Source organism: Nocardia sp. NPDC003183 (assembly GCF_053590715.1).
In genome coordinates, this window is the sequence record NZ_JBSFTG010000001.1 from 1,343,309 (window position 1) to 1,366,527 (window position 23,219).

Annotated in this window: 20 protein-coding genes; 16 read left to right on the plus strand and 4 right to left on the minus strand. The window is 64.3% G+C overall.

Features of this window, described 5'->3' with window-relative positions; translation table 11 throughout:
• Nucleotides 1-2: 2 nt before the first annotated feature.
• Nucleotides 3-1,619, minus strand: coding sequence for an ABC transporter substrate-binding protein (locus ACWDXS_RS06180; protein ID WP_449962629.1), 1,617 nt, complete (start codon nucleotides 1,617-1,619; stop codon nucleotides 3-5).
• Nucleotides 1,620-1,862: 243 nt separating this feature from the next.
• Here ACWDXS_RS06180 and ACWDXS_RS06185 point away from each other — a divergent pair, with 243 nt between their 5' ends.
• The 15 genes from ACWDXS_RS06185 (at nucleotide 1,863) to ACWDXS_RS06255 (ending at nucleotide 16,678) form a co-directional block, all read left to right on the plus strand.
• Nucleotides 1,863-2,345, plus strand: a complete 483-nt coding sequence (locus ACWDXS_RS06185; RefSeq protein ID WP_396891857.1) for a nuclear transport factor 2 family protein — start codon at nucleotides 1,863-1,865, stop codon at nucleotides 2,343-2,345.
• Between the two features lie 405 nt (nucleotides 2,346-2,750).
• The gene (locus tag ACWDXS_RS06190; RefSeq protein ID WP_301907189.1) at nucleotides 2,751-3,242 is read left to right on the plus strand and encodes a nuclear transport factor 2 family protein; all 492 of its coding nucleotides are present in this window, start codon (nucleotides 2,751-2,753) and stop codon (nucleotides 3,240-3,242) included.
• Nucleotides 3,243-3,270: 28 nt separating this feature from the next.
• Complete coding sequence (locus ACWDXS_RS06195; RefSeq protein ID WP_387445109.1) at nucleotides 3,271-3,696, plus strand: MarR family winged helix-turn-helix transcriptional regulator; 426 nt, start codon at nucleotides 3,271-3,273, stop codon at nucleotides 3,694-3,696.
• A gap of 16 nt (nucleotides 3,697-3,712) precedes the next feature.
• Nucleotides 3,713-4,600 (plus strand): TIGR03621 family F420-dependent LLM class oxidoreductase, encoded by an 888-nt coding sequence (locus ACWDXS_RS06200; RefSeq protein WP_328662537.1) that lies wholly within the window; start codon nucleotides 3,713-3,715, stop codon nucleotides 4,598-4,600.
• 40 nt (nucleotides 4,601-4,640) lie between these two features.
• The gene (locus ACWDXS_RS06205) at nucleotides 4,641-5,933 is read left to right on the plus strand and encodes a Rieske 2Fe-2S domain-containing protein (RefSeq protein WP_449962634.1); all 1,293 of its coding nucleotides are present in this window, start codon (nucleotides 4,641-4,643) and stop codon (nucleotides 5,931-5,933) included.
• Between the two features lie 13 nt (nucleotides 5,934-5,946).
• Complete coding sequence (locus tag ACWDXS_RS06210) at nucleotides 5,947-6,891, plus strand: PDR/VanB family oxidoreductase (RefSeq protein WP_449962637.1); 945 nt, start codon at nucleotides 5,947-5,949, stop codon at nucleotides 6,889-6,891.
• A gap of 398 nt (nucleotides 6,892-7,289) precedes the next feature.
• Entirely contained in the window at nucleotides 7,290-7,595 is a 306-nt protein-coding gene (gene cutA, locus ACWDXS_RS06215; protein WP_449962640.1) for a divalent-cation tolerance protein CutA, read from the plus strand.
• Nucleotides 7,596-8,767: 1,172 nt separating this feature from the next.
• Nucleotides 8,768-9,247: a DNA-directed RNA polymerase subunit beta gene (locus ACWDXS_RS06220; RefSeq protein ID WP_449962643.1), complete on the plus strand. Its 480-nt coding sequence runs from the start codon at nucleotides 8,768-8,770 to the stop codon at nucleotides 9,245-9,247.
• A gap of 612 nt (nucleotides 9,248-9,859) precedes the next feature.
• Entirely contained in the window at nucleotides 9,860-10,876 is a 1,017-nt protein-coding gene (locus ACWDXS_RS06225) for an NAD-dependent epimerase/dehydratase family protein (protein ID WP_449962646.1), read from the plus strand.
• Complete coding sequence (locus ACWDXS_RS06230) at nucleotides 10,873-11,826, plus strand: thymidylate synthase (protein ID WP_449962649.1); 954 nt, start codon at nucleotides 10,873-10,875, stop codon at nucleotides 11,824-11,826. Before ACWDXS_RS06225 ends, ACWDXS_RS06230 begins: the two co-directional genes overlap by 4 nt.
• A complete protein-coding gene (locus ACWDXS_RS06235) occupies nucleotides 11,823-13,541 on the plus strand; it encodes a carbamoyltransferase family protein (RefSeq protein ID WP_449962652.1) in 1,719 nt (572 codons plus the stop codon). The genes ACWDXS_RS06230 and ACWDXS_RS06235 overlap by 4 nt, the downstream gene beginning before the upstream one ends.
• Nucleotides 13,538-14,572 (plus strand): hypothetical protein, encoded by a 1,035-nt coding sequence (locus ACWDXS_RS06240; RefSeq protein WP_449962655.1) that lies wholly within the window; start codon nucleotides 13,538-13,540, stop codon nucleotides 14,570-14,572. The genes ACWDXS_RS06235 and ACWDXS_RS06240 overlap by 4 nt, the downstream gene beginning before the upstream one ends.
• A gap of 50 nt (nucleotides 14,573-14,622) precedes the next feature.
• Nucleotides 14,623-15,144, plus strand: coding sequence for a hypothetical protein (locus tag ACWDXS_RS06245; protein WP_449962658.1), 522 nt, complete (start codon nucleotides 14,623-14,625; stop codon nucleotides 15,142-15,144).
• A gap of 29 nt (nucleotides 15,145-15,173) precedes the next feature.
• Nucleotides 15,174-15,995, plus strand: a complete 822-nt coding sequence (locus ACWDXS_RS06250; RefSeq protein WP_449962661.1) for a class I SAM-dependent methyltransferase — start codon at nucleotides 15,174-15,176, stop codon at nucleotides 15,993-15,995.
• Nucleotides 15,992-16,678 carry a phosphotransferase gene (locus ACWDXS_RS06255; RefSeq protein ID WP_449962664.1) on the plus strand — a complete coding sequence of 229 codons (687 nt, stop codon included), beginning with the start codon at nucleotides 15,992-15,994 and terminating at the stop codon, nucleotides 16,676-16,678. Before ACWDXS_RS06250 ends, ACWDXS_RS06255 begins: the two co-directional genes overlap by 4 nt.
• Before the next feature lie 119 nt (nucleotides 16,679-16,797).
• On the opposite strand, the gene ACWDXS_RS06260 is transcribed toward ACWDXS_RS06255, so the two are convergent.
• Both ACWDXS_RS06260 and ACWDXS_RS06265 read right to left on the minus strand, forming a co-directional pair.
• Nucleotides 16,798-17,451, minus strand: a complete 654-nt coding sequence (locus ACWDXS_RS06260) for a GDSL-type esterase/lipase family protein (RefSeq protein ID WP_449962667.1) — start codon at nucleotides 17,449-17,451, stop codon at nucleotides 16,798-16,800.
• Nucleotides 17,448-18,737 carry a hypothetical protein gene (locus tag ACWDXS_RS06265; RefSeq protein WP_449962670.1) on the minus strand — a complete coding sequence of 430 codons (1,290 nt, stop codon included), beginning with the start codon at nucleotides 18,735-18,737 and terminating at the stop codon, nucleotides 17,448-17,450. The genes ACWDXS_RS06260 and ACWDXS_RS06265 overlap by 4 nt, the downstream gene beginning before the upstream one ends.
• Before the next feature lie 1,016 nt (nucleotides 18,738-19,753).
• Here ACWDXS_RS06265 and ACWDXS_RS06270 point away from each other — a divergent pair.
• Entirely contained in the window at nucleotides 19,754-20,623 is an 870-nt protein-coding gene (locus tag ACWDXS_RS06270) for a PD-(D/E)XK nuclease domain-containing protein (RefSeq protein ID WP_449962673.1), read from the plus strand.
• Between the two features lie 837 nt (nucleotides 20,624-21,460).
• On the opposite strand, the gene ACWDXS_RS06275 is transcribed toward ACWDXS_RS06270, so the two are convergent.
• Nucleotides 21,461-23,110: a transposase gene (locus ACWDXS_RS06275; RefSeq protein WP_449962676.1), complete on the minus strand. Its 1,650-nt coding sequence runs from the start codon at nucleotides 23,108-23,110 to the stop codon at nucleotides 21,461-21,463.
• Nucleotides 23,111-23,219 lie beyond the last annotated feature (109 nt).

Sequence of the window (23,219 nt, forward strand, 5' to 3'; positions counted from 1 at the left end):
GTTCAGCTCCGCCAGGTGTCGTGCAGCCGGGTCCGGCTCGACGACTCGAAGGTCAGGCCGTGCACGGTCGGCGCCGCCGCGAGCACGGTCTCGAGTTCCACCACCGGGATCACATAAGCATTGCGTACGACCAGCTGCTGGGCCTGCTCCACGAGGGGTGCGCGCTTGGCCGGATCGGCCTCGGCCGCCTGGGCGGTGAGCAGCCCGTCGAGCTCGCTCGGCGGCAGCCAGTAGGCGTTGACCTGCTGGGTCGAGTACAGCGTGCGCAGGCAATCGGGATCGGCCCGGCTCAGGTCGCCGCCCCACAGTCCGTCGAAGTCACCGGAACCGAGCAGCGCCGGGAACTGGGTGACCTGCAACTCCTGCAGCTGCAACTCCACCCCGACCACCTTGAGCTGCTGCTGCACCAGTTCCAGCGCCGCGCGGGTGTTCTGGGAGTTGTTGAACCACACCACGGTCAAGCTCAGTCGGGTGTTGTCCTTGCGCCGGATACCGTCACCGCCCACCTGCCAGCCGGCCGCGTCGAGTAGCGACTTGGACCGGGCGACATCCAGGGCCAGATCCGCCGACAGATCGGTGTAGCCGGGAGTCGTGTGCGAGAGGATGCCCGTAGCGGGCACGGTCCCGCTGGCGAAGACCGCCTCCACGATCTGACGCCGGTCGACCGCGGACTGGATCGCCTTGCGCACCTGCACATCCCGCAGGATCGGCCGGGAGTTGTTGAGGCCGAGGTTGAACACCGCGCCCGGGTGCGATCGCGTCAGCAGGGAAATGCCCGACGCCTTCAACCCCGCTTCGTCGGCGCGGCCGAGACCGGTGGCGACATCGAGCTGGCCGGACTGCACACTGCCGGCGCGAACCCCCGATTCGGGGATGACGGTGAACTCGATGGAGTCGAGGTAGGCCTCGCCCTGCTTGGTCCACAACGGCGAGCCCCACCCGTAGCCGACCCGCTTGCTGATCGTGATCGACTGGTTGGGCACGTATTTCGACAGCACGAAAGGGCCGGAGCCGAGCACGCCGTCGCTGCAGCGTTGCTGGGGTGTCTTCGCGGCATCAGCCGTCGAGATCAGGCCGAGCGCGGCGGTCGAGGTCGCCTGCAGGAACTGCGCGTTGGGCTGTTCGAAGGTGATCTTGGCGGTGTGCTCGTCGACGACCTCGGTGCCGACGTAGCCGGTGATATAGCCCTTGGACAGGATGGCGAGTGCGCCCAGCTTCGGGATCGCGTCGAAGTTCGCCTTCACCACCTGCGCGTTCAGCGGGGTGCCGTCGCTGAAGGTGACGTCGGGCCGCAGCCGGAAGGTGAACGACCTGGCGTCAGGGCTCACCTCCCAGCTCTGTGCCAGCCACGGCACCGGCTTGCCGGTGGTGGGATCCTGGTCGGTCAGCGAATCGACCGTCTCGCGCAGCGAATACAGGGTGTCGCTGCTGCCCACCTGCTGCGGATCGACACAGCCCGCGTCGGAGGCGACCGAGAACTTCAGCGTGCCGCCGGATCTCGGTGGACCGGCATCGCCGCCTTGCTCACCACCGGCGCCACAGGCACCGGTGAACAGGGTGACCACCGCCGCCGATGCCACGGCACAGCGAATCGACTTCGAACGCACAACACTGCTCACGCAAGAATTCCTCTGTCTACTGCCCGGATTCACGTGGGACTCACGGCGGGCGACACGACGAAACATTTCACACCTTGAAATACCCGGTCAACAATTCGGATCACCTCGCTCGGAATACATCGTCGCACCGAATAGTGCGGTACGCCATCGGGCGGTATCGGGCACCGTGCTAGCTTCGCATCGTGTCGATTACCGAACGGCGCGCCGCGCGATGGGTTGTCGCCCGGCAGAGAAAGGACCGACGTGACCGCTGTACATGACAATCTGCTCGCCACGATCGAAGCGGAGCGGGCGATCTTCCGAACGTTCTACAAATTCTTCCGGATCGCCGACACACAGGAGAGCGAACGGTTCAGCGAGTGCTTCACCCCCGACGCGCTGATCGAGTACCGGATCATGCCCGGCCCGCCGGTGCTGTTCCACGGTCGTGACGAGTTCACCGATCACATGAGCCGGGTGCCCAAGTCGCAACGCTCCCTGGTCGCCCATGTCATCGGGCAGGCCACCATCGAGTGGAACGGCGACAAACCCCTGCTCACCGCCTATGCGACCGTGTGGCACTGGTTCTCCAGCACCGCCGCCACCGATGTGGGCCGACCGGCTGACTGGGTGGTCATCGGGCTGGTTCAGGACGAGTTCGAGCAGCACGAGGGTGAGTGGCTCATCTCGCACCGGGATGTGCGGCATGTCGCGGGCCGGGTCGCCGCGGGCCACGGCCCGGGCTGAATATCACGGTTACCCACCGCCGGAGATCGGGCCGGACTCGGCGACGAGTCCGGCCCGATCTCGCGTACACAGGACTTCGCCCGCAATGGTTCGACGAATTGTTCGGAGACATCGGTGACAATATGTTCCGGCGACTTGGGAAACAATTCAATCTGTCGATTTCCGACGCCATGATCGAAATGTCACCGATGTCCCCACAACACTTGCGCGACCGTCCAGGCGATATTCGAACCCTGCGGGCGTGACAGTCGAAACCTACGGTCGAACCGCAGGGTTTCCGACGCGATCTTGTGACCTCTGAATATCGCGTGCAATGGTGATTCCAGCCCGGCCGGAGAAACACGGTGGCCGCGGTTTTCCCGGAGTCCGCTCCGGTACGTGTACGGAACGAGAGGTGTCACAGCGATGTCAGAAGTCCTGGACCTGGTCGAACAGGTCGAGCAGCTCACCGAACGACTCGAGACGCTCGAGGCCGTCCGCGCGCTGAACACCTTGCGTCACGACCTACCCCGCTACATCAACGAGGGCAGATGGGACCAGGTCGGCGAACTGTTCAGTGCCGACGCCTATCTCGACTACCGCCATCTGGGCCAAGCCGACGGTCGAGCCGCCATCCAGGCGTACTTCGCCGGGCTGCCGCAGCTCATCGAAGACAACAGCCCGGCGGGTCAGGTGCTGGTCAAGCAGTTCCTGCACGGGCACGACGTGGAGATCCTCGGCGATCGCGCCACCGGAGTGTCGTTCTTCGAGGAGAAGGTCGTCTTCGACACCGAAAGTTCTTTCGTCGCAGGCAAGTTCACCGACGAGTACGTCCGTGAGGGCGGCCGGTGGCGGTTCGCGCGAATCGCCCTCGACCTGTACTGGGTCATCCCGTACTCGCGCGGCTGGCAGCAGTAGCCGACGTTCGACAACAGAGAGGCTCGTCATGCTCCAGAAGAACACGACCAAGCGCATCGGGTACTGGCTGCTGCACCTGCACCAGCAGTTCGACGTCGCCACCGGCGCGCTGCTGCACGAGCAGAAGCTCACCCGCCGGGACTGGCAGATCCTGCACGCCCTGCAGATCGGTCTGGGCAGCGTCGCCGAACTCGACGCGGCGTTCGAGCCGTTCCTGGTCTCCGACGGCGCCCAGACCTACCAACCGATCGTCGACGACTTCGTCGGCCGCGGCTGGGTCGAGATCTCCGGCGCGACGCTGCGACTCACCGCCGCGGGCGAGACGGCGCACGAGCGCGCCGAAGCTCTGGTGAACGCCCATGCCGACGAATCGCTGCGTGGCATCACCGAGGAGGAATTCCTCGCCGCGAACGCGGTCCTGGCCAAGATCGCCGACAACATCGCCACCGAATGAGCTCGCGAGGAGCGTCATGACTTCCCTGTACGACCGACCTTTCCGCTTCGGTCTCTGCCTGTTCACCCCGTCCACCAGGGCCGAATGGATCGCCAAGGTACGCAAGGCCGAGGAACTGGGCTACGACGTCATCTCGGTGTCGGACCACCTCGGCATGCCCGCCCCGATCCCGACCCTGCTGCTGGCCGCCGAGGCGACCGAGCGGATCCGCATCGGCACACTGGTGTTCAACACCGCCTTCTACCATCCGACGGTGCTGGCCCGCGACCTCGCCACGGTCGACCGGTACTCCGGCGGCCGGGTGGAACTCGGGCTGGGCGCCGGCTACGACCGCGCGCAGTTCGACGCGGCGGGCATCCCGTTTCCCACTGCGGGCGAACGGGTTTCCCAGCTGGAGCGCACGGTCGCCGAGTTCCGCAAACCCAAATCCGAGCTCGACCAGTACGCCCGGTTCGAACAGCCCGGCGGCCCGCCGATCCTGATCGCCGGTCGTGGAGCACGGGTCCTGCGACTGGCGGCCGCCCACGCCGACATCATCGCCTTCACCGGCACCACCGAGGTCCGCGACGGCGACGGGCTGAAGCTGGGCGGCATCACCGAGGTCACCGACCGGATCGACTACGTGCGCGGGCTGCTCGGCGACCGGATCGACCAGGTGGAGTTCAACATTCCCATCCACAAGGTGCTGCCCAAGGGCGCGACCGACGGCGTGACCGATGTCTGGCAGAACCGGCTCGACCTCACACCCGACGAACTCGCCGAACTGCCGTCGCTGCTGTTCGGCACCCCCGAGGAGAACGCCGACACCCTGCGTGAACGGCGCAAGACCCTCGGCTTGACCTACTACACCGTGCTCGAACCCGAGATGGAGGCCTTCGCCCCGATCATCCAGGCGCTCCGATAACAGGGCAGCACCACGTCTTTCGCATGCGGAGGAGACCGACATGACCGAACGAACCACGGTGGACACCGGTACCGGGTACGGCCGCAAGGCTCCGTCCTACGACGCACGCCTGACCGAGGTGGGCCCCGGCACACCGATGGGCGAGGCACTGCGGCGGTACTGGCACCCGATCGCCACCTCAGCCACCCTCACCGCCGAAGCACCCCATCGCACCCGCGTCCTCGGCGAGGATCTGGTCGTCTTCCGGGACGGAAGCGGCCGCGCGGGGGTGGTTTTCGAGCGTTGCGCGCACCGCGGGGCCAGTCTGTTCTTCGGCCGGATCGAGGACGACGGGCTGCGCTGTGGCTATCACGGCTGGAAATACGATGTGCAGGGGCGATGCCTGGAGCAGGCCTGCGAACCCGATCGTGGCAAGCGCCGCGATGCCGCGCGTCAGCCGTGGTACCCGGTCGAGGAACGCTACGGGTTGGTGTTCGTCTACATGGGCCCGCCCGACCGCAAGCCCGTGCTGCCACGCTACGACGTGCTCGAGGACCTCGCCGAGGGTGAGCAGTACTTCGCCGAGTGGCCGTTCCCCGGACTGTCGGTCACCGGCGCCGAGCAGGATTTCCACTGGCTGCTGATCTACGAGAACACGATCGATCCGGTGCACATCAACTGGCTGCACTCCCAGCACAGCGGCTACCAGTTCCTCGGCACCGGCACCACCGGCTTCCCCGAGGACTTCTTCGACCCGTACACCCTGCCGGGCCGCGTCAGCTACGACCGCACCGATTTCGGGGCGAAGTACGGTGTCCGGTTCCTGGACAAGGAGCGCGACGGGGTGCGGACCGAGCGGGTCTGGGGCGCCGAGTTGCACCTGCCCAATGCCACGGTGCTGCCGGACTGGGTCGAACTGACCCCGGATACCAAGGCCGACATGGTGATCTGGGCGGTCCCGATCGACGACACCCGCCATCGCGCATTCTTCTCCATCCGCGCGAGCGATCCCGCTCGCGTGCAACGGTTCCTGTTCGGCATCACCCAGGACGGCAAGAACTCCTGGGAGCTGACCGACCAGGAACGTCAGCGCTTCCCCGGTGACGGCGAGGTGATGACCTCGCAGGGTCCGGTCGCGCTGCATTCCGAGGAGACCTTGGCGACGACGGATCGGGGCGTGGTGCTGCTGCGCCGGTTGCTGCGGACGATGATCGACGATGTGGAGGCGGGCCGTGATCCGCAGGGGGTGAGTCTGATCGAGGAGCCGGTACGGCACACCCAGGCCGGTCTGTTCACCCTCGCCACGGCAGCCGCGGACGAGACCGTGGCAGCGGTGCCTGCGGCCGGTGTCTGACCGGGGCAGCCCCGTGACCTGGATCGATGCGGTGGTCCATGCCCGCACCCCGGCGACATCCGAGATCGCGGTGTTCGAACTCACCCCGGTCGACGGCACCGAGTTCCCCTCCTACACAGCGGGATCCCACGTCGACGTGCACCTGGGTTCGGGCCTGGTCCGCCAGTATTCACTGTGCGGACCGCCCGAGCCGGGCCGATACCGCCTGGCGGTGTTGAACGTCGCGAACTCGCGGGGCGGGTCGCGGGCGATGCACGCGCTCACAGTAGGCAAACCGGTGCGGATCTCGGTCCCGCGCAACCACTTTCCGCTCGCCGACACGAACAGCCATGTACTGATCGCGGGCGGCATCGGAATCACACCGCTGCTGGCCATGCTGACGCACCTCGAGCAGACCGAGGCCGACTACGTTCTGCACTACAGCGCCCGAACCCGCTCTCGCGCAGCCTTTCTCGACGAGCTGTCCGCGAATCCCCGCGTCCGGTTCCATTTCGACGACGAAGACCCGAGCCTACTGCTCGACATCACCCGCGATCTGGGCGATCCGAGACCGGACACCGCGGTCTACGTCTGCGGGCCGGACGGCTTCATGGACTACGTCGTAGGCAAAGCCGAAGCCCTCGGCTGGCCGCGCACAGCACTGCACACCGAACGATTCGGCACCGACCTCACCGCGCCGACCGAGTCGCAAGAGGCCGGATTCACCGTCCGCCTGGCCTCCACCGGCGCCGAATACCTCGTCGGCGACGACCACAGCGTGCTGGATGTCCTGTTGGACAACGGTGTCGACGCGCCCTTCTCGTGCCAGCAGGGCATCTGCGGGGAATGCGTCGTGCGGGTACTGGCCGGCGAACCCGACCATCGCGACGACGTCCTCACCGACACCGAACGCGCCGACGGCATGTTCACCACTTGCTCGTCACGATCGCACTCCCCCGTCCTCGAGGTGGACCTCTGAGTGCGGTCGGCCGAGTCTGGGCACGAAACTCGAAAATGAGTGGCGGCAACCGGTTCCCGAGGGCAAGGCCGCCTGTGTGGTGAGCAGCGCTGGCACCGGCCGCCTCGCGATTCCGTTGATCGAGCAGCACGGCGTCCATGTTCCGAAACTGTTTTAGCGCAATGCTTTCAGCTCGCATGAAAGCATCCAGAGCGATCGTGTGAGCACGACGCGATGCCGCCGCACGCCCGACCTCGACCCAGTAACGACTACAGAGCGTGCTCCGTAGCCCTCATCGTCCACGGCCTCTACAGCACACCCGCGATCGCGTGCTGAGAACACCAAATCCCGAGTCATGACAGAAGCTGACACAGATCGCTAGCCTCGTTGTCATGGCTTCCGAATCTCGTGTGTGGGCGATGACCACGACGTTGCCGACCGAACAGGACGCGCACTCGATCGCAGAAAGCGTGGTTGGAGAACGTCTTGCCGCTGGTGCCGAGATCGTCAAGCAGGACAGCGTGTTCTGGCACCTCGGCGAGGTTGGCACCGGCCCGGAGTGGAGGTTGACCTTCCGCGTCGCCGCAGCCGGTCGGGACCGTCTCGCCGAGCGCATTGCGGAGTTGCATCCATGGAGTCGGCCCGAGATCAGCGCGACCCCGATTCCCTGGACGACCGAGAAATACGCCCAGTGGGTCGAAAGCCCCACAGTGCCCCAGGAATAGGCGCGCGCCGCTGTCGCGCGGGCGAGGAGATCGGGCCCGCCAGTGACGCCACTACCGACGCACCGCTGAGCGACCTCGCGGATTCTGATCAACGGCCGGGCAGATGCGACGGTGGTCGCGAGATCCAAAGCGGTGTCGGCGGTGGCAATCGCGGACTCGGGATCGCCCGCGTCGAGGCACGCGTCGGCCAGCCACGACAGGTAGCGAGCTCGGTCGCGAGCCCAGTGCGCAGGGTAGCCATCCAGACCCCACACCAACGGTGGTGTGGCCTTTCCCGGTTCGCGGAGCACCGACCACACCCGGCCGGTCATTATGTCGAGCTTGCTGTCGTCGATCCATGACCACCAGCTCGGTTCCGGGTCCGAACCGGTGTCGCCCTAGAGCGCGTCCTGACCATGTCGAGAGCGCGAGCCGCGCCGACGCGATCGCCGCTGCGTGCGCGTGACCACGCTCGCCGCGATTCCAGTAGCGTCACCGCTTTCCTGGGAGAGCTGGTTCCGAGCGCGTCGCAGGCCGCGTCGGCGACGTCGGCAGCATCGCGATCGTTGGTTGCGTAGGCAATGTGCACGAGCGCATTCGCTTCGAGCGCCCGGTAGCCGGCCTCTCTCGCCGCCTGCTTGCCGTAGACGAAGAGCTGTGAGCAGCGTCGTTGAAACCGGCGTCGACCGCGGCCCACCCAGTTGAACGGCGAACGCACGTCATGCGTTTTGGGCGCTTACGCAGTCCAGCGACTCCCGTGCGCCCCGTATCTGGCCGGGAAATGCCGCCGGTACGCCACCAGTACGCCACCGCTGTGCGGTTCCTGGCGATGCCGCGGGCAGGCAACGATTGAACACAGGACCTGATCCCGGGGCACCCGAAGCGAAGCCGCTGGCCAGGTACCCCTCGTTGTCGGCAGCGCCACTAGGGAGCCCGCACATGACACATTCCGACAAGCTGCACCCGCAATCCACCGCGGCGAGGCGTGACCATTCATCCGGGGCTAGCAGCGTGCGCCCTTCAGCCAACCCACTCACCGAGGCCACAACCGCCTTCGGCCGATCACGGATTGATCTTGTCAACACTCTCGAGGCGATGCGCCAAGCCGGTTTCCTCGCCACCGCGCCCACCCTGCCAACGGTCGGCACCACAGGGCCACACGCCCCGACGACTCCAATACCCAAGGAGTCCCGATGACACAGACCAGCCCACCGCCCACGGCCTACACCGAGACACCCCGATCACGGTGCGAGTTCTACCGGCACGAGTGCTCACTGCCCACCGTGATCGACCCCGACACCGGGCGAATCACGATGAAGGCCGGGTTCGTCGGCGCGGTAATGATGCCCACCGAGCTGGCACAACGGGTCAAAACCGCCCTCGATGTGCGCGGTGTCGCGCCGTTGCCGATCATCGGCCACCCCCGCGCCGGAATGTGGACATTCCTGGTGAGGTCCGACATCCGCCCGATCGGTGACCCCGCCGTCGTGGCCCAGCTCTGGCGAGCGCGGGTCGTCGTGATCCGTGAGGGCGACATCGCGTTGCCCTCGCCCGTGCCGGACACACTGATGGCTCGCACGTGGATATCCCCGGCCATCAGCAAGTTCCGGCCATCCGGAGCAGTCGTCCTCGAATGCGCCCGAGCTTGCCTACAGGGCCAGCACTCCCGATGACACCGGCGGTGGCTCCCCGCGCCCGGAGGAACCCGATGTCCACCTCACCATCTAGTTCCCCAGCGTACGAATGGATTTCGCTGCCTGCCTGACCGCTGCCCTCGTTTTCGTGCAAGACATCGCCGCTTGCACACCCTGCACGGTGACCGTCGACTCCGGTCACTGCGCCGGGCTCCCGCGCCTCCCGAACGAGCGCTTGTTTTTACTGCCCTGACCTGCGCGAATCACGGGGCAATTCCGACCAACTGAATGACCTTTGCGCCTGCCCCGTGCGGACCCGAGACCCGTCACCGGCCAGGCGGCGCGAAGGCGGCCCCGGAGATCGAATTCCCGGCGATGTCGCGATCTCCGGGGCCACCTATACCTCCACGCACTTCCCGAAACCATGTCCCCCCAATGAAACACGAACACCACCCACCACCGCCGAGGAGTTGGCCCTGGACCGGTTGCTGGACAAGGGATCGATCCCTCGCCCAGATCGCCGCTCACACCACAACTCCTGACGACACCGCTACGAAAGCGACTCTGCGTGAGCTGATCTCCGCTCACTCCAACGAGCACCACACACCCGACAGGCTGCCTGGCAGCGCGATCGAAAGTAGAGGCACCCCATTGACCACCACCGCCCCCACCCTGAACCCAGTCGTCGTCACCGGCGCGGCCGGATTCATCGGTTCCCACCTGACCGACGCGCTTCTCGCTCACGGCATCGAAGTGATCGCGATCGACCGCCGATCGGTGCACACCGACCCTCTCGCTGCCCGCAATCTCGCCGACGCGCTCACCAATCCCAACCTGGCCTTCAACCAAGTTGACCTGGCCACCGACGAGCTCGACGAGTTGATCTCCGGCGCCCGCATCGTGTTCCACCTAGCTGCGGTCCCCGGCGTTCGCGATTCCTGGGACGAGCGGTTCCCCGACTACGCAGCGTCCAATGTCGTTGCCACCCAGCGCCTACTCGCCGCCTGCGAACGCGCCCAGATCCCCCGGCTGGTACTGGCATCGTCGTCAAGTGTCTATGGGCAGACTTCGGGTCCGAGCAGAGAGAGCGACCTGACCTATCCGATGTCGCCCTACGGCGCGACGAAACTCGCCGCCGAACACCTGTGCATGGCGCATGCGGCGCGACCCGATACCAGCACGAGCGTGGTCGCGTTGCGCTACTTCACTGTCTACGGCCCACGTCAACGATCCGATATGGCGATCTCGCGTGTCTTGGCGGCGGTGCTGTCGGGGGTTCCGGTTCCGCTGTACGGCGACGGACAGCAGTCACGGGAATTCACCTACGTCGACGACATCGTCGCCGCGACCCTTGCCGCGGCAGCGATCCCGGTAGACATCGACGCCGAGATCGTCAATGTCGGTGGCGGTTCCAGCGTGTCGATGCTCGAACTGATCTCCCTGATCGGACAGATCACCGGCCGAAAAGTGCCCCTCGCGATGGAAGCACCCCGGGCCGGTGACGTCGAAGCGACCCGCGCCGATCTCACGCTGGCACACGCACTGCTCGAGTATTCACCGTGTGTCGAATTGCGCGAGGGGATCGCGCGCCAGCTGGACTGGATGGTCAAACAACGATCCCCGCAATCAATTTCCGAACCCACCGTCGGCGAGGTGGTGTTGCGATGATCGTGCTCACAGCCGACAACGCCAACGCCCTGTTCGCGTCTGCGTGCCGAGCGATCACTGATTTCGGTGAGCCGGTCAGCCCTCGTGGGATGGCCACCACCGAAATCCTCGGTGCGCACCTGCGATTGACCCAGCCACGACGGCGGTTCGTGGACGTGCCGCCGCTGCGGCTGCTCAATCCGGCCTTCGCGGTAGCCGAGGCGCTGTGGATCCTGTCCGGTTCGGATGACGACTGGATCTTCCAGTACAACCGGGCGTTGACCCGCTATGCCGATGACGGGGTCCTGCGAGGCGCGTACGGGCCGCGAATGCGCCGATGGAACGGCATCGACCAGCTCGACCGGACCCGGCAACTGCTCCAACAAGACCCCGACTCCCGCCAGGCGGTCATCCAGCTCTATGACCCACAACGCGACACTCGCGGGCACCGCGACGTCCCCTGCACCCTGGGCTACCGGTTCTACCTGCGGCGAGGGCGCCTGCACATGCACACCACCATGCGTAGCCAAGATGTGTGGCTCGGGTTTCCCTACGACATCTTCACCAACACGTTGATCCACGAGCTGCTGGCCGGGTGGCTCGGTGCCGAGTTGGGCGAATACCACCACCACATCGACTCGCTCCACCTCTACGCCGAACACGCCAGCGCCGCTGAACAACTCGCCCACGATCCAGACCCTTCCCCGGTCATGCCGGAGGTCGCGATCCCGTGGAACATCGCCGACCAGGTGCTGCACAACACGATCACCGAGATACCCACTCGCGGACTGACCGGGCCATGGTCGGCATTCTCCGACGTCCTGGCCAGCTACCGAGCTTGGACCACCGGCCACCGTGACCACGCCCGAACCCTGCTCGCTCACACCGACAGTGACCTCGCGCGTGCCCTGGAGCGCTGGTACGACCACCTCGCATCCATCCAGGTGCAGCAAGGAGCCCACGCATCATGACCCCGAACACCTCGCGCGCGGTCCTCGGATTCTGCTCCTGGACACACGATTCCGCTGCCGCGCTGATCCTCGACGGCCACCTCGTCGGGTTCGCCGAAGAAGAACGCCTCATTGGCAGCAAACACACCAAGGACTACCCGGCTCACACGGTGGACTGGCTGCTCGCGGAAAGCGATCTCGTCCCGGAGCTGATCGATACCGTCGCCTACAACTTCCGCTCCTCCGGCTACCTCGCCGCCACCAGGCAGCTGCGTCGCCAACTCGCAGACCCGAAGACGCGGGGCAGGGCGCTACCGCGCGCAGCGAGCTTCGCACGGGTTGCGACCCGAACACGCGCTCGCACAAAGCGATTGGATCGACTGTTCCCGCACGCGTCGAGCTCGTCGGTCCTGCATCACCGGGCGCACGGGCTGTATGGCTTCGCGTCCTCGGGCTACGACGACGCCGCTGTGTTGGTGGTCGACAGCCTCGGCGAGATCCAAACCACCACGATCGCTCACGCCCACCGCACTCCCGGCGGCGGATGCACCTACGACATCATCGACGCCATCAACGACCCGGCCTCCCTCGGCTACGCCTACGGTGCGGTCACCGAACACCTCGGCTGGCGTCGTGGTGATGAGGAAGGCACCGTCATGGCCTTGGCCGCCCTCGGTGACCCCGACCGATTCCGGGAACTGATGAGCGACGCTATCCTGATCACCGACACCGGGTTCACTCTGAACCCCGAGTTGTTCCCGGTGCGGGTCCTTTCGCGCCGTTTCGCGCGGCTCAGTACCGAGTTCATCACCCGCAGCTGCCCACCTCGCGGCGACAGCCCAATCGAACAGGTCCACCGCGACCTGGCCGCGGCCCTGCAAGAACGCACCGAGCAGGTCATGGTGCATTTGGCCGTGCGAGCTCGCGGGCTGACCGACGCACGGTTGCTGTGTATCTCGGGCGGCGTCGCGGCCAACTGTGTAGCGATCGGCAAGATCGTCGAATCCGGGCTGTTCGACGAAGTCCACGTGCCACCGGCTCCTGGCGACTCCGGCACCGCGATCGGTGCCGCGACCGCCACTTATCTGGACCGCACCGGGAAACTGGCCACCGGAATCCAGGACCGCTGCTACCTCGGGCTTGCCTTCGGCGATGTCGTGCTGTCGAAGAATCCCCGGCCCGGGTTGACCGCGACCAAACCCGCCCACCCGGCACAGTATCTGGCCGGGGCGCTCGCCGCCGGCGCCGTCGTCGGAGTGTTCCGCGGGCGACTCGAGGCGGGACCTCGTGCTCTGGGCAACCGGTCGATCCTGGCTTCGCCGGCCAACCCCGAGGTCGTCAAGCAACTCAACGACACCGTGAAGTTCCGGGAGCCGTTCCGGCCGTTCGCACCGGTCACGCTCACCGCTACCACGTCGGACTACTTCACTGTGCCCCAACCGGCGCCGTACATGTCGATCGCCTCATCGGTCACCGATCTCGCGCGCGAACAGATCCCGGCGATCGTGCACGCCAACGGCACCGCCCGTGTACAAACCCTCACCGAGGGACAGAACCCGTTCCTGGCCGAGGTCATCACCGAGTTCGCCAAAATCACCGGCATTCCGGTCCTGATCAACACCTCCCTAAACGTCAAAGGCAAACCGATCTGCGGCACCCCCGACATGGCCCTGGACTGCCTGCTCGCCAGCGGGCTCGACGCGGTCATGCTCGAAGGCTGGTGGGTGAGCAAATGAGAATCGGCTACAGCTTCTGGGGCTTCCTCGGCCCCGGCATCACCGACACCCCCGATGGAGGCCGCAGCCACCGCCGAACCCTCATCGACGGCCTGCGCGCTCTCGGCCACAACATCGTGTTCCTCCAGCCCGACCGAGACAGGATCGAAGCCGGAACCGACCTCACCCACACCTACACCTGGGACGCCGGGCTCCCCGAACTCGACGCGCTGTTTCTGGAGTGGCGGTGGCCGATCCCCCGGCGGAACACCACACCTTGCGGTACCCGCGGCCATACTTGCGATCTGCACCGACAACACCAACTGCTCGACCACTACACCCTGCGACGCGGGCTGCCCACGATCGTGTGGGACAAAGACTTGCAACTCCCGGCCGGTCATCCGCTACGCCACACTCCCCAAGTCACCGTGTGCGAGGCGGCGCTGCATCCCACCGACGGCGCGGTCAGCCTGCTGTTCCCGGTCGCCGACGCCGCACTCGACACCGCCGATCCAGACACGCTCTCGCGGCAGGCTCGACCGTTGAGCTTGGCCTACGTCGGTAACCAACACGACCGCGATGACACCTTCGACACCTACTTCGCCACCCCGGCCAGTGAACGCCAGGACTGCCTCGTCGCGGGCAAATGGACCGACACCCGCCGATGGCCCCACGTGAGATTCATCGGCCGGGTCCCGTTCCCCCATGTCGCCCAGATCCACGGCGACTCGCTGGCTACGATGCTGCTGCTGCCCGACCGCTACGCCGCAGTCGGGCAGATGACCCAGCGTCTACCCGAAGCCGTCCTTGCCGGATGTCTGCCAATGACCCCCGCGTACATCCGCAGCGCACCCCGCTTCACCCCCACCCAGCTGCACGTCACCAGCGCCGCCCACATCACCACCGAACTGGCGGCACTGCGGCGCATCGCCGGAACCCCGGCACACGCCGACCTCCTAGCGCAATGTCTGGCCAAGCTCGACATCTTCCGGCTCTCCCGCCAACTCGACACCCTCGACCAAGCCCTTTCCCGAATCGGGGTCCAGTCATGACCGGCCAGCCGCCCGGACCGCCGAATTCGGGGCAGGTAAGGTCGCCGGGCGTGGACCAGCGAATCGTGATCATCGGTTGCGGCGGCAGCGGCAAAACTCACCTCGCCAACCAGCTCGCCGCCCTACTCGGGCTCCCGCTGACCCACCTCGACGCCGTCTATTACGACGCCGACTGGAAACCCCTGCCAGCCGAGGAATTCCAGGCCATCCAACAGCGCCTCGTCGCCGGAGCGCGTTGGCTGATCGAAGGCAACTACGCGGGCACGTTGCCGATTCGACTCGCCGCGGCCGACACCGTCATATTCCTCGACCTGCCCGCGATCACCTGTGTCACCGGCGTGCTGCAACGGCGCTGGCGCTACCGGGGCGGTCAACACCGCGACGGCGTCTATGACCGCATCACCTGGGGATTCCTGCGCTACATCTGGGGCTACCGCGCCCAGATGCGCCCCCGAGTCCGCGAGCTCATCGCCGAACACGGCGACCACGTCGAGCTGGTCACGTTGACCAGCCGCCGCCAAGCCACGCGCTACCTCGCCCGCCTGCACGCTCAAACTTCCACCACCAGCTGACACCGAAACCTTTCGGAGGCGAACAGTCCATGACCTCCACGCCCTTCACCGACCCCGACACCGTCGCGGGCCTCTACGCCGACGCCGGGCGCACCCAGCAACGCACCAGCGCATTGCTTACCGCCAAAACCGGCGGCGACAACGCCACCGCCACCATCGTCGACCTCGCCGCGCACCAGGCACCGAACCATCCGGAAGTGTGTGAAATCGGTTGCAGACGAGGAACAGTCACCCTCGCTCTCGCCGAAAAGCTCACACCTTCCCGTCACACCATCGTCGATATCTCCCCAGCATTCCTGGCCACCGTGGCCAAACGGGCCGCCGACCTCGGATTCGTTGTGGAGACGGTGCGCGGCGACTTCCACTACCTACCACTGCCGGACACCGGTTTCGATGTCCTCGTGGCGGCGTTCTGTCTTTACCACTCGGCACGGCCCGCCGATGTCGTCGCCGAGATCGCGCGCTGCCTCGCACCGGGCGGCCGGGCGATTCTGGCCACCAAATCAGTCGACAGCTACCGCGAGATCGACCAGCTCATGGTCGAAACCGGCCTCGACCCGCAGGCGATCAGCCGGCCGAGTCTGTACGAAACCTTTCACAGCGCTAACGCCGCCGACATCGTCGCAACAGGGCTCGAGGTCATCGATGTCATCCACCGCGACCACACGTTCCGGTTCACCGACTTCGACCACCTCGCCTCCTACGCAGTCACCGTCCCCAAATACCAGCTGCCGCAATGGCTGGGAACCGATCCAGGCGACCTCGCGGCCGAGCTGCGACGGCGAACTCACGATCGGCCACTCACGGCCACCTCGACCGTCACCTACATCGCCGCGAACGGCCAACCATGAGCGCGACAACCTTCGTCAAACATTATTCGTCACCGAGTCGCGCGGAATCTGCTCGCGCACATCATGATTGGCTGCGCCGCCTCAATGCCCCAGTGCGCATTCCGCAACTGCACGAGGTCACCGGCACACGATTGGTTCTCGAACATCTGGAGGGACGCCAACCTGAGCCTGCGGACCTGCCGGTCGTCGCCGCCGCCCTCGGAGATCTCCACACCGCCGCTTACACACGACATCTACATGCGGGGCGACTCGACCAGCCATACGAGGCAACAACGGCGCTGAGATTGGTCGACTTCGTCTCGCCCCGTACGACTGTGCTGCCGCCGGGCTTCGCCATCACGGCGCTACCGTGCGCCCTCTACAAAGACAGCAACATCCGCAACTTCATCCTCCTTGACAACCAGGTCGCCATCATCGACTTCGACGACCTCACCTTGGCGCCCTTCGGCTACGACCTCGCCAAACTCGTCGTCAGCGCAGCCATGACCCACGGGCCGCTGACCTGCACCCTCGTTGAGGACACACTTAACCGCTACAACACACAGACCACCGGCATCGCCAACGCCCACTGCGACATGCGTCGACTTCAGCTCTACACCGAGATCCACCACCAACTCACCAGCCGCTACCTCGGCCACCACGGCTACCTCTATGAATGGTCAAGGGTCCGACCCTGGGGCTGATGATTGGAGCTGATACCACCTCGTACTTATCGGTGGTATCAGCTGCGGTCGGACGGTCCAAGCCGCGCGGCCATCCACACCAACCGCGGCCAGCACGATTCGTTGGCTGACAGCTCGGGTTAACGAACGTCTTTGATCTTCTCGGCTATCAGCAGGGACAGCGATTCGTGTGAGTCGCGGCTCAGGTGTACGCCGTCGATACCCGGACACGCGACCGTAGCCGCGTCGGCGAACAAGACTCCGCGCCTGACGGCAACGCGACGTATCGCATCACCAAGTTCACGTGATTTGCATACCGAGTCAACGTCGTACTCGGAATTTTGCTCAGCGAAATTCGGTTGGCTCTCATCGAGATGAATCGGACTGACCAGCAATACCGCAGGAACCGCGCCGGTGCGGGTCCAGGCCGTGCGCTCGATGTTGCCGAGATAGCCCTCAAGGGCGGCGGCGACCGCATCTGGTTGTCGCCCGAATTTGGTCTTGAGATCGTTGTTTCCCAACATGATCACGACCATGTCCAAAGGTGAGTGGCTGCGCAGGCAGGGTTGAAAGTATGTACGGCCGTTGCGGTCGTCACGATCGGGATCATTCAGGTCAGTGGTCCGGCCGCCGAGACCTTCCTCGATGATGGCGTATCCGCTACCCAGACGTTGCTGTAGCCGTCCTGTCCAGCGCACGTCGGCTGGCCAGCGACCGCGTCCTTCAGCCGGTTGGCCGAAGGTGTTGGAGTCACCGAAGCACAAGACGGTAAAGGCATCAGGGTTGACAATCAAGGTTGGATTCCTAGAGGTTGGGCGGATACGCCGAGGTAGTTGACCACATCGTCGAGCCCGTCCAGCCGTTGCCGACCTCGACGGGCCAGTAGCTCATGGGTCAGAGTGTGGGCCAGCGGGATGTGACCAACGAATTCCGGTGCCAGCGCGCAAGCGTCGCGCAGGGTGCCAACGGCTCCCGCGTCGTCTCGGCTGTGGATCTGGGCTTGGGCAACGTTGATGAGCCTGCGACTTTGGAGGGTGGGCGGGATTCCGGGGCCGCCGCTACTGACAGCAGCCGCGAGCTTCAGAGCCTCACGCGGCCGACTGGCCCCCATCTCGTTGATAACACCGAAACTAGCGGCCGAGGTGCGACCGAAGACGTTGGATACCTCGGGCCTATCGGCATAGTCGTCTTCCAGCTGTGTTCCCGCTGCGTCGCATAGACGGAGGTACCTCTGCGCTTCGCGGTAGTCCCCGGATCGTGAGGCCGCGAAGGCGGCATAGCAGAGAAGTTCTCCCCAGATGGCGACCTGGCGAGGTGTAGCTGTGGACAGACGGGGCTCGATTTCTGCAGCCGCTCGTTCGGCATGGGCGACCGCGTCGTCGTACATATTGTTCTTAGCCAGCAGCCATGACTGGGATCCTTTGATCGCAGCGCGAGTCAGGTCATCTCCGCTCTCAGCCGCGAACTGATCCGCGCGGAGAAGCGCCAGGGATGCCAAGTCCGTCTGACCTGCATAGCCCAGGAGGTTAGAGGTGGCATGAAGCAACTGGGCAAGCGAAACATTTGCCTGGCACCGCGACTCGCCCCCCGTGTCCTCGATTGCGTTGTACGCGCTTGCCAGGACGCCAGGGAGTATCCGCTGCATTTCGCTGAACCGAGCCGAGAAGAATAAGTCCCAGACGTGGGGAACAGCAGCCGTGAACTCCAACTCGGTGCCAAATGGGGTGCTCGGAATGGAGCCCATAAGGACCCGCCGCAACTGAAAAATCCCGTCCTCGTGCGAGACACTGCTCGGGCCGTTCGACGCCGGGCCGGTGCCAGGATGCGTTGTAGCGGCTTGCTGCCGGACTTGAGGACGGTGCCGTCGCCGCCACACCGCTTCGCCTTCGACCACGATTTGATCGAACCGCAACCGATCTTCTGGGCTGGCGTGTTGCTGGTAGGTGGTATCGAGGATCTCTTGGGTCTTGGACCGGGGTCTGACCGCGCTCAGTCCCGCACGCCAATTGTTGATAGTGGTCGTCTCAACACCCAACAGCGCGGCGAACTCTCGGTTCGATCTACGCATCGCCTCTTGCAACGCAGCTGCTTCGAAGCCGGTCCACCCCCGCCCTCGTATCATCGCCGCCCCCAAGGTTTCAGCATTTGAGCAGTAAGTTCACCCGATACGCCCACGGTACCCCACCACTATGAGGTTCTCTGCGCCGTTGTACGCAGCCACGATGGGAATCAGAACACGTTGCCGGGCAACTGATCGCGAATCTCTCCCTATCGGCACCCCGGCTCCCCGCGCGGTGACCAAGGGAGCGCATCACCCCGACAGGCTAGTGCTCACAGTCGGAATGCAGCGGCGGCACGAAGGTAACCGCATTGAAGGCTCGACAGGTGTGGCTCCGATGGCAACCCCCTACCCTGCGACAAGGAACAGGATTGATGAGCGCCTGCCCCGGCCCGAGCCGATACCCGTTCGGACAACGACGAGGCGTCGGCTCCCTCCGACTCCCACTACGGACGTACAGCCAATGCGATTCACACAGAGACATCGATGGGAACATACGTTCGATTATCCATCGATCGCCTACCCGCGCCCACCGGACCGTCTCCGTGTGACCCGACCGCCATATTTGTCGCTGGTCCATCACGATGGGACGTTGGCTGTTCTACTGCCAGGACTCAGGGCTATACCGGGAGCGGTTGAATCACACTTCGACAACCAACTGACCGGCGCATCTTCCCAGGTCGCACGCACGTTCCCATCTTCGTTGCGCCCCGCCGAGGGCACAATCATATTCCCAGGTCAGACCGCCTCTGGCTGACCGTCAGCCACTCCGCCCGCCTCTTTCGTACGCAGCGGCAAATCCCGTGCGCGCGGCGTCTAGCTTGGTAGCCACAGCATCGAGATCGTCGTCGACCTGTGAGCCTCTGCGCGTGACAGGCAAGCCCTAAGTGGCAGAGGAAAGTCACCCGGACACAGTTCACGTCGGACGACAAGCGCCACCACTCTCCTCGAACCTGAATTCCTTTGCCAGACTAACGGTTTGATGCCGGATACCACTGTCGCGGATGCTGTCAGAGGCACCCCGTATCCTGCTGGTCATGGCAACGCGGAACCTGGCAACCAGGCTTCAGGCACTGATAAACGAGGCAGCGAATCTCGAGGCATTGGCAGACAAGATTCAGGGTGCCGACGAGACAGTGGGTTTAGCAGCCGCCAATACGCTGACGACAGAATATCGAAATTGGTACAGCGCCGCCCTGAGCCTGGTCCCCGATGATTTGCGAGACCGATTCCGCGCAGAGTACGAAGGCAGCACATGGACTTCTAAAATCAAAGCGTTTCTAGATAAGCCCCGCGATCTGAGTCCATTCTACCAACCTGACCAAACCGTATCGGGCCTTAATTTCAGCTACTGGATGCATCCGACAAAGGATAAATTCATCGCTCCCTTCCGGCAGCAGGTTAATTATCTCAGTGAGACGCTTGCTCGTATCGGGTCTAATCCATCATCCGCGGTCGCCTTGGATTTTCTGGAAAACGCCACCAGGAAGCTTCCAGTCACCTTCACCCTCTTGACCGGCAGCCACCGAGGGCGGGCTGGCATCGGCGTGGATGACGAATACGACGTGCAGCATATCCTGCATGCGATTCTCGTATTACATTTCGAGGAAGTCGAACCCGAGGAACCCACGCCGAGAATGGCTGGCGCATCGTCACGACTCGACTTCTTGCTAAAACAAGAGCGGGTTGCAATAGAAACAAAGATGATCCGACCGGGATTGAGCAAGAATAAGCTTCGCAGCGAACTGGCTGACGATATTGTCTATTTTCGCGCGCACCCGCATGTCAACTCGCTCTTTATCTTCGTCTATGATCCACTACGTAAAATTACAAATCCGACCGGATTCGAAAACGACCTAAATTCCGACTCAGATGATTTCAAGATCCGCGTTGTGATTGCGTTCTAGACGACCAACGCTCCATGTAGCCCGCGGCGATGCGGGCAGGGAACAATATAGGCTGACCTGCGCAGATGTGTTGCTGAACGAATCCCTCGGTAGCGCTGCGCGCACGCGGCTATTTCGTCGTCGCCTGGTCAGCCGCGCAGACAGCCGAATCTGCTGCCAAACGCATCGACAGCCGACAAGGCATCGCCTCAGGCGCCTACGTGCGCAGCCAGGTGCTCCTCGCGCGACCCGAGTCCCTCAAGGCTGCTCTGGCTGCACCGTGCCCGCCGCCGCCCTGGTCGGACCCGACGCGGTTACCGCCCCCGAGATACGAACAGTCGGAATGCTCCACCTCCAAGCGTCTCTGGTCACCGCCACCATTGGTGGTAGCCCCCCACGAGCATCTTGCTCAGGCCGCCGAGTACGCGGCAAAGCTCGACCGCTCGTCCGTCAACGACCCCACCAATTCCAGTTCCCCCCGGTGCTCCTCCTCCTTTAGCTTCGCAGCAGTAGGTGTGCGTTCGCCCAAGCTGATCAGCTCTAAACGGTCCAATTGCGCGTCTCCGAGCCAACTTCTCGCCGCACCACCTACTACCCTCCGGCCCCATTTTGACCAGAGTCGTTCCCGGATCGCCCCGCTCCCATTTTCGATGGACCCGCCGCAAGCGGCGTCGAAAGGGTTGGGAGCGGAGCCTATCCATCCCTGAATGGTTAGCGGGCATCAGATCGAGTAGAAATCCGCGATGACCAGGCGTTTCCCGGTTGCCCATGTTTTGTGTGTCCTGCCGAGGACACGAACCTGCGACTTGTCCCCTCGCATCTGGAATACCCGGTGATAGCAATGAACGAGCCGACCGCTCAACGTCGGTTGTTGCGCCTCGCGGCTGACTGCTTTTTCCGCTGGGCCTTCCGTCGTTCGGCCGACTTATCCTGACTAGCAAGGGGCTTCAGGATGTGGCTGAACCGACGGCGGCCGTCACGCCTCCACCCTTCGAGTATGGAGGGCAGCATGTCCCGGGTGATCAGCCACTGCATCGCGGCGCGCGTGTACTTATCGGGATAATCGGTTGCCAACTCGCGAGTGGTCCGGTCCTCTAACGCCTGCACAGCAATGGTCGTATACGGGGAGACATTGTAACGGCCAAGACCCTGAACCTGGGCGACTCCGGCACAGAATCCCGCCCCTATATGCCACGCTGCGCCAGCCATGACAGCACCAGAGTCCTCGCCCTCGGGGTCCGTCGGACTACAAAGAAGATCGACAAGCTGGCGCTCGTGTTGATCGAGCTCCATCGGGCGTTCCGCCGCTAATGCTGCGGAGTACGCTGCCGCGGCATCTTCTCTGGTGCGCAAGACATATTGACGTACATAGCCGCCCATGTCGTAATGCAGCACAGCATCCGACTGGATGCCGGATGTTTTGCCGTAGACAGCCCTAGTTGCCTGGTACCCACTCAGTACGACAAGTTCAGATCGACGCTCGCCCTTACGCCCCTCACCTCGACTCAGCCGGGCATACGGCGAAGATACGAAGGGACAGATCTGTGCTGCATACAGTCCACATATCTCGTGAACCGGAGCTTCGGATGTAGTGACGTCCTCATCTGTCTCCTCGAACATCACCTGCCAACGCAGCTCGTCATGGAAGGGAAGCGCACAGACAGCGCAGAGATCGAATGTTGCCAAGGCGATTTTGCGCTTTTCGGAAACGGCACCGAAGTCGGGTGGCGGCTCCTGTCCAATTGTCGCGATGATCGGGTACCCGCGGGCATCGGCACGAAGGTGGTTGCACCGTGACGGGCGGGGCACGCTAGCGGGCCCTCGATCGGCTATGTCAGACATGCTCAACTTCCTACTGTACGGGTCGTGCGCGTCAACACTCTGGATGTAGCCATTGAAAACAGTAGCAGCGCAGGATGATCCGTGGTCGCGAAAGCTCACGCGCCGCTCGTTTGTCAACAACCGGTGTAGGTGGACTGTCTCCCAGCCTTCTCGCAAATTGGCGAGGCGTGTGGATGCCCCCGCCTCTCCCAATCGCAATTCGTGTCGACGACTTCGCTCCGGCCAGACCAGATACAAGTAGACCCGGCGCGTTATCGGGCGCCGGACCAGACGGACTCGGGCGGTCGCGATCCTTCCCAAGTCGGTGACCAATCTGCGGTACTGATAGCCACCTGCCGCGGTGTCCTGCTCCTGCTGCAGTTCCGCGCGTGACGTTCCCGGAACGATCCGGAGCAGTCCCGCGGAAGCGGTTTGTCGCGCCAGTGAGCCATGGCGTCCTACCCAATCGGCTCGACGACGCGGAGCTTGGGCCGAAGCGAGAGAGATGGCCATGCGGAACCGAAGACTTCCTGGAGTCAGCACGTACACCACCGCGGTGGACACCGCCCGTTCATCGGTCGGGGCAGTACCGCCACCCTGACGGCGTGGTGAAAACTCGGGCAGCAGCGGCTGGACTAACGCCCACAACTCATCGGGCACCAGCCGCAACGACAACTTGTCGGTCACGACCGAACATCATGCACCACACTCGGATACGGTCAGCCGACGGCTACGACAAGCGACGTGAGACGTCCTCTAAACAGGGAAATAATGGGCACAGTCGAGCAATTTCGGG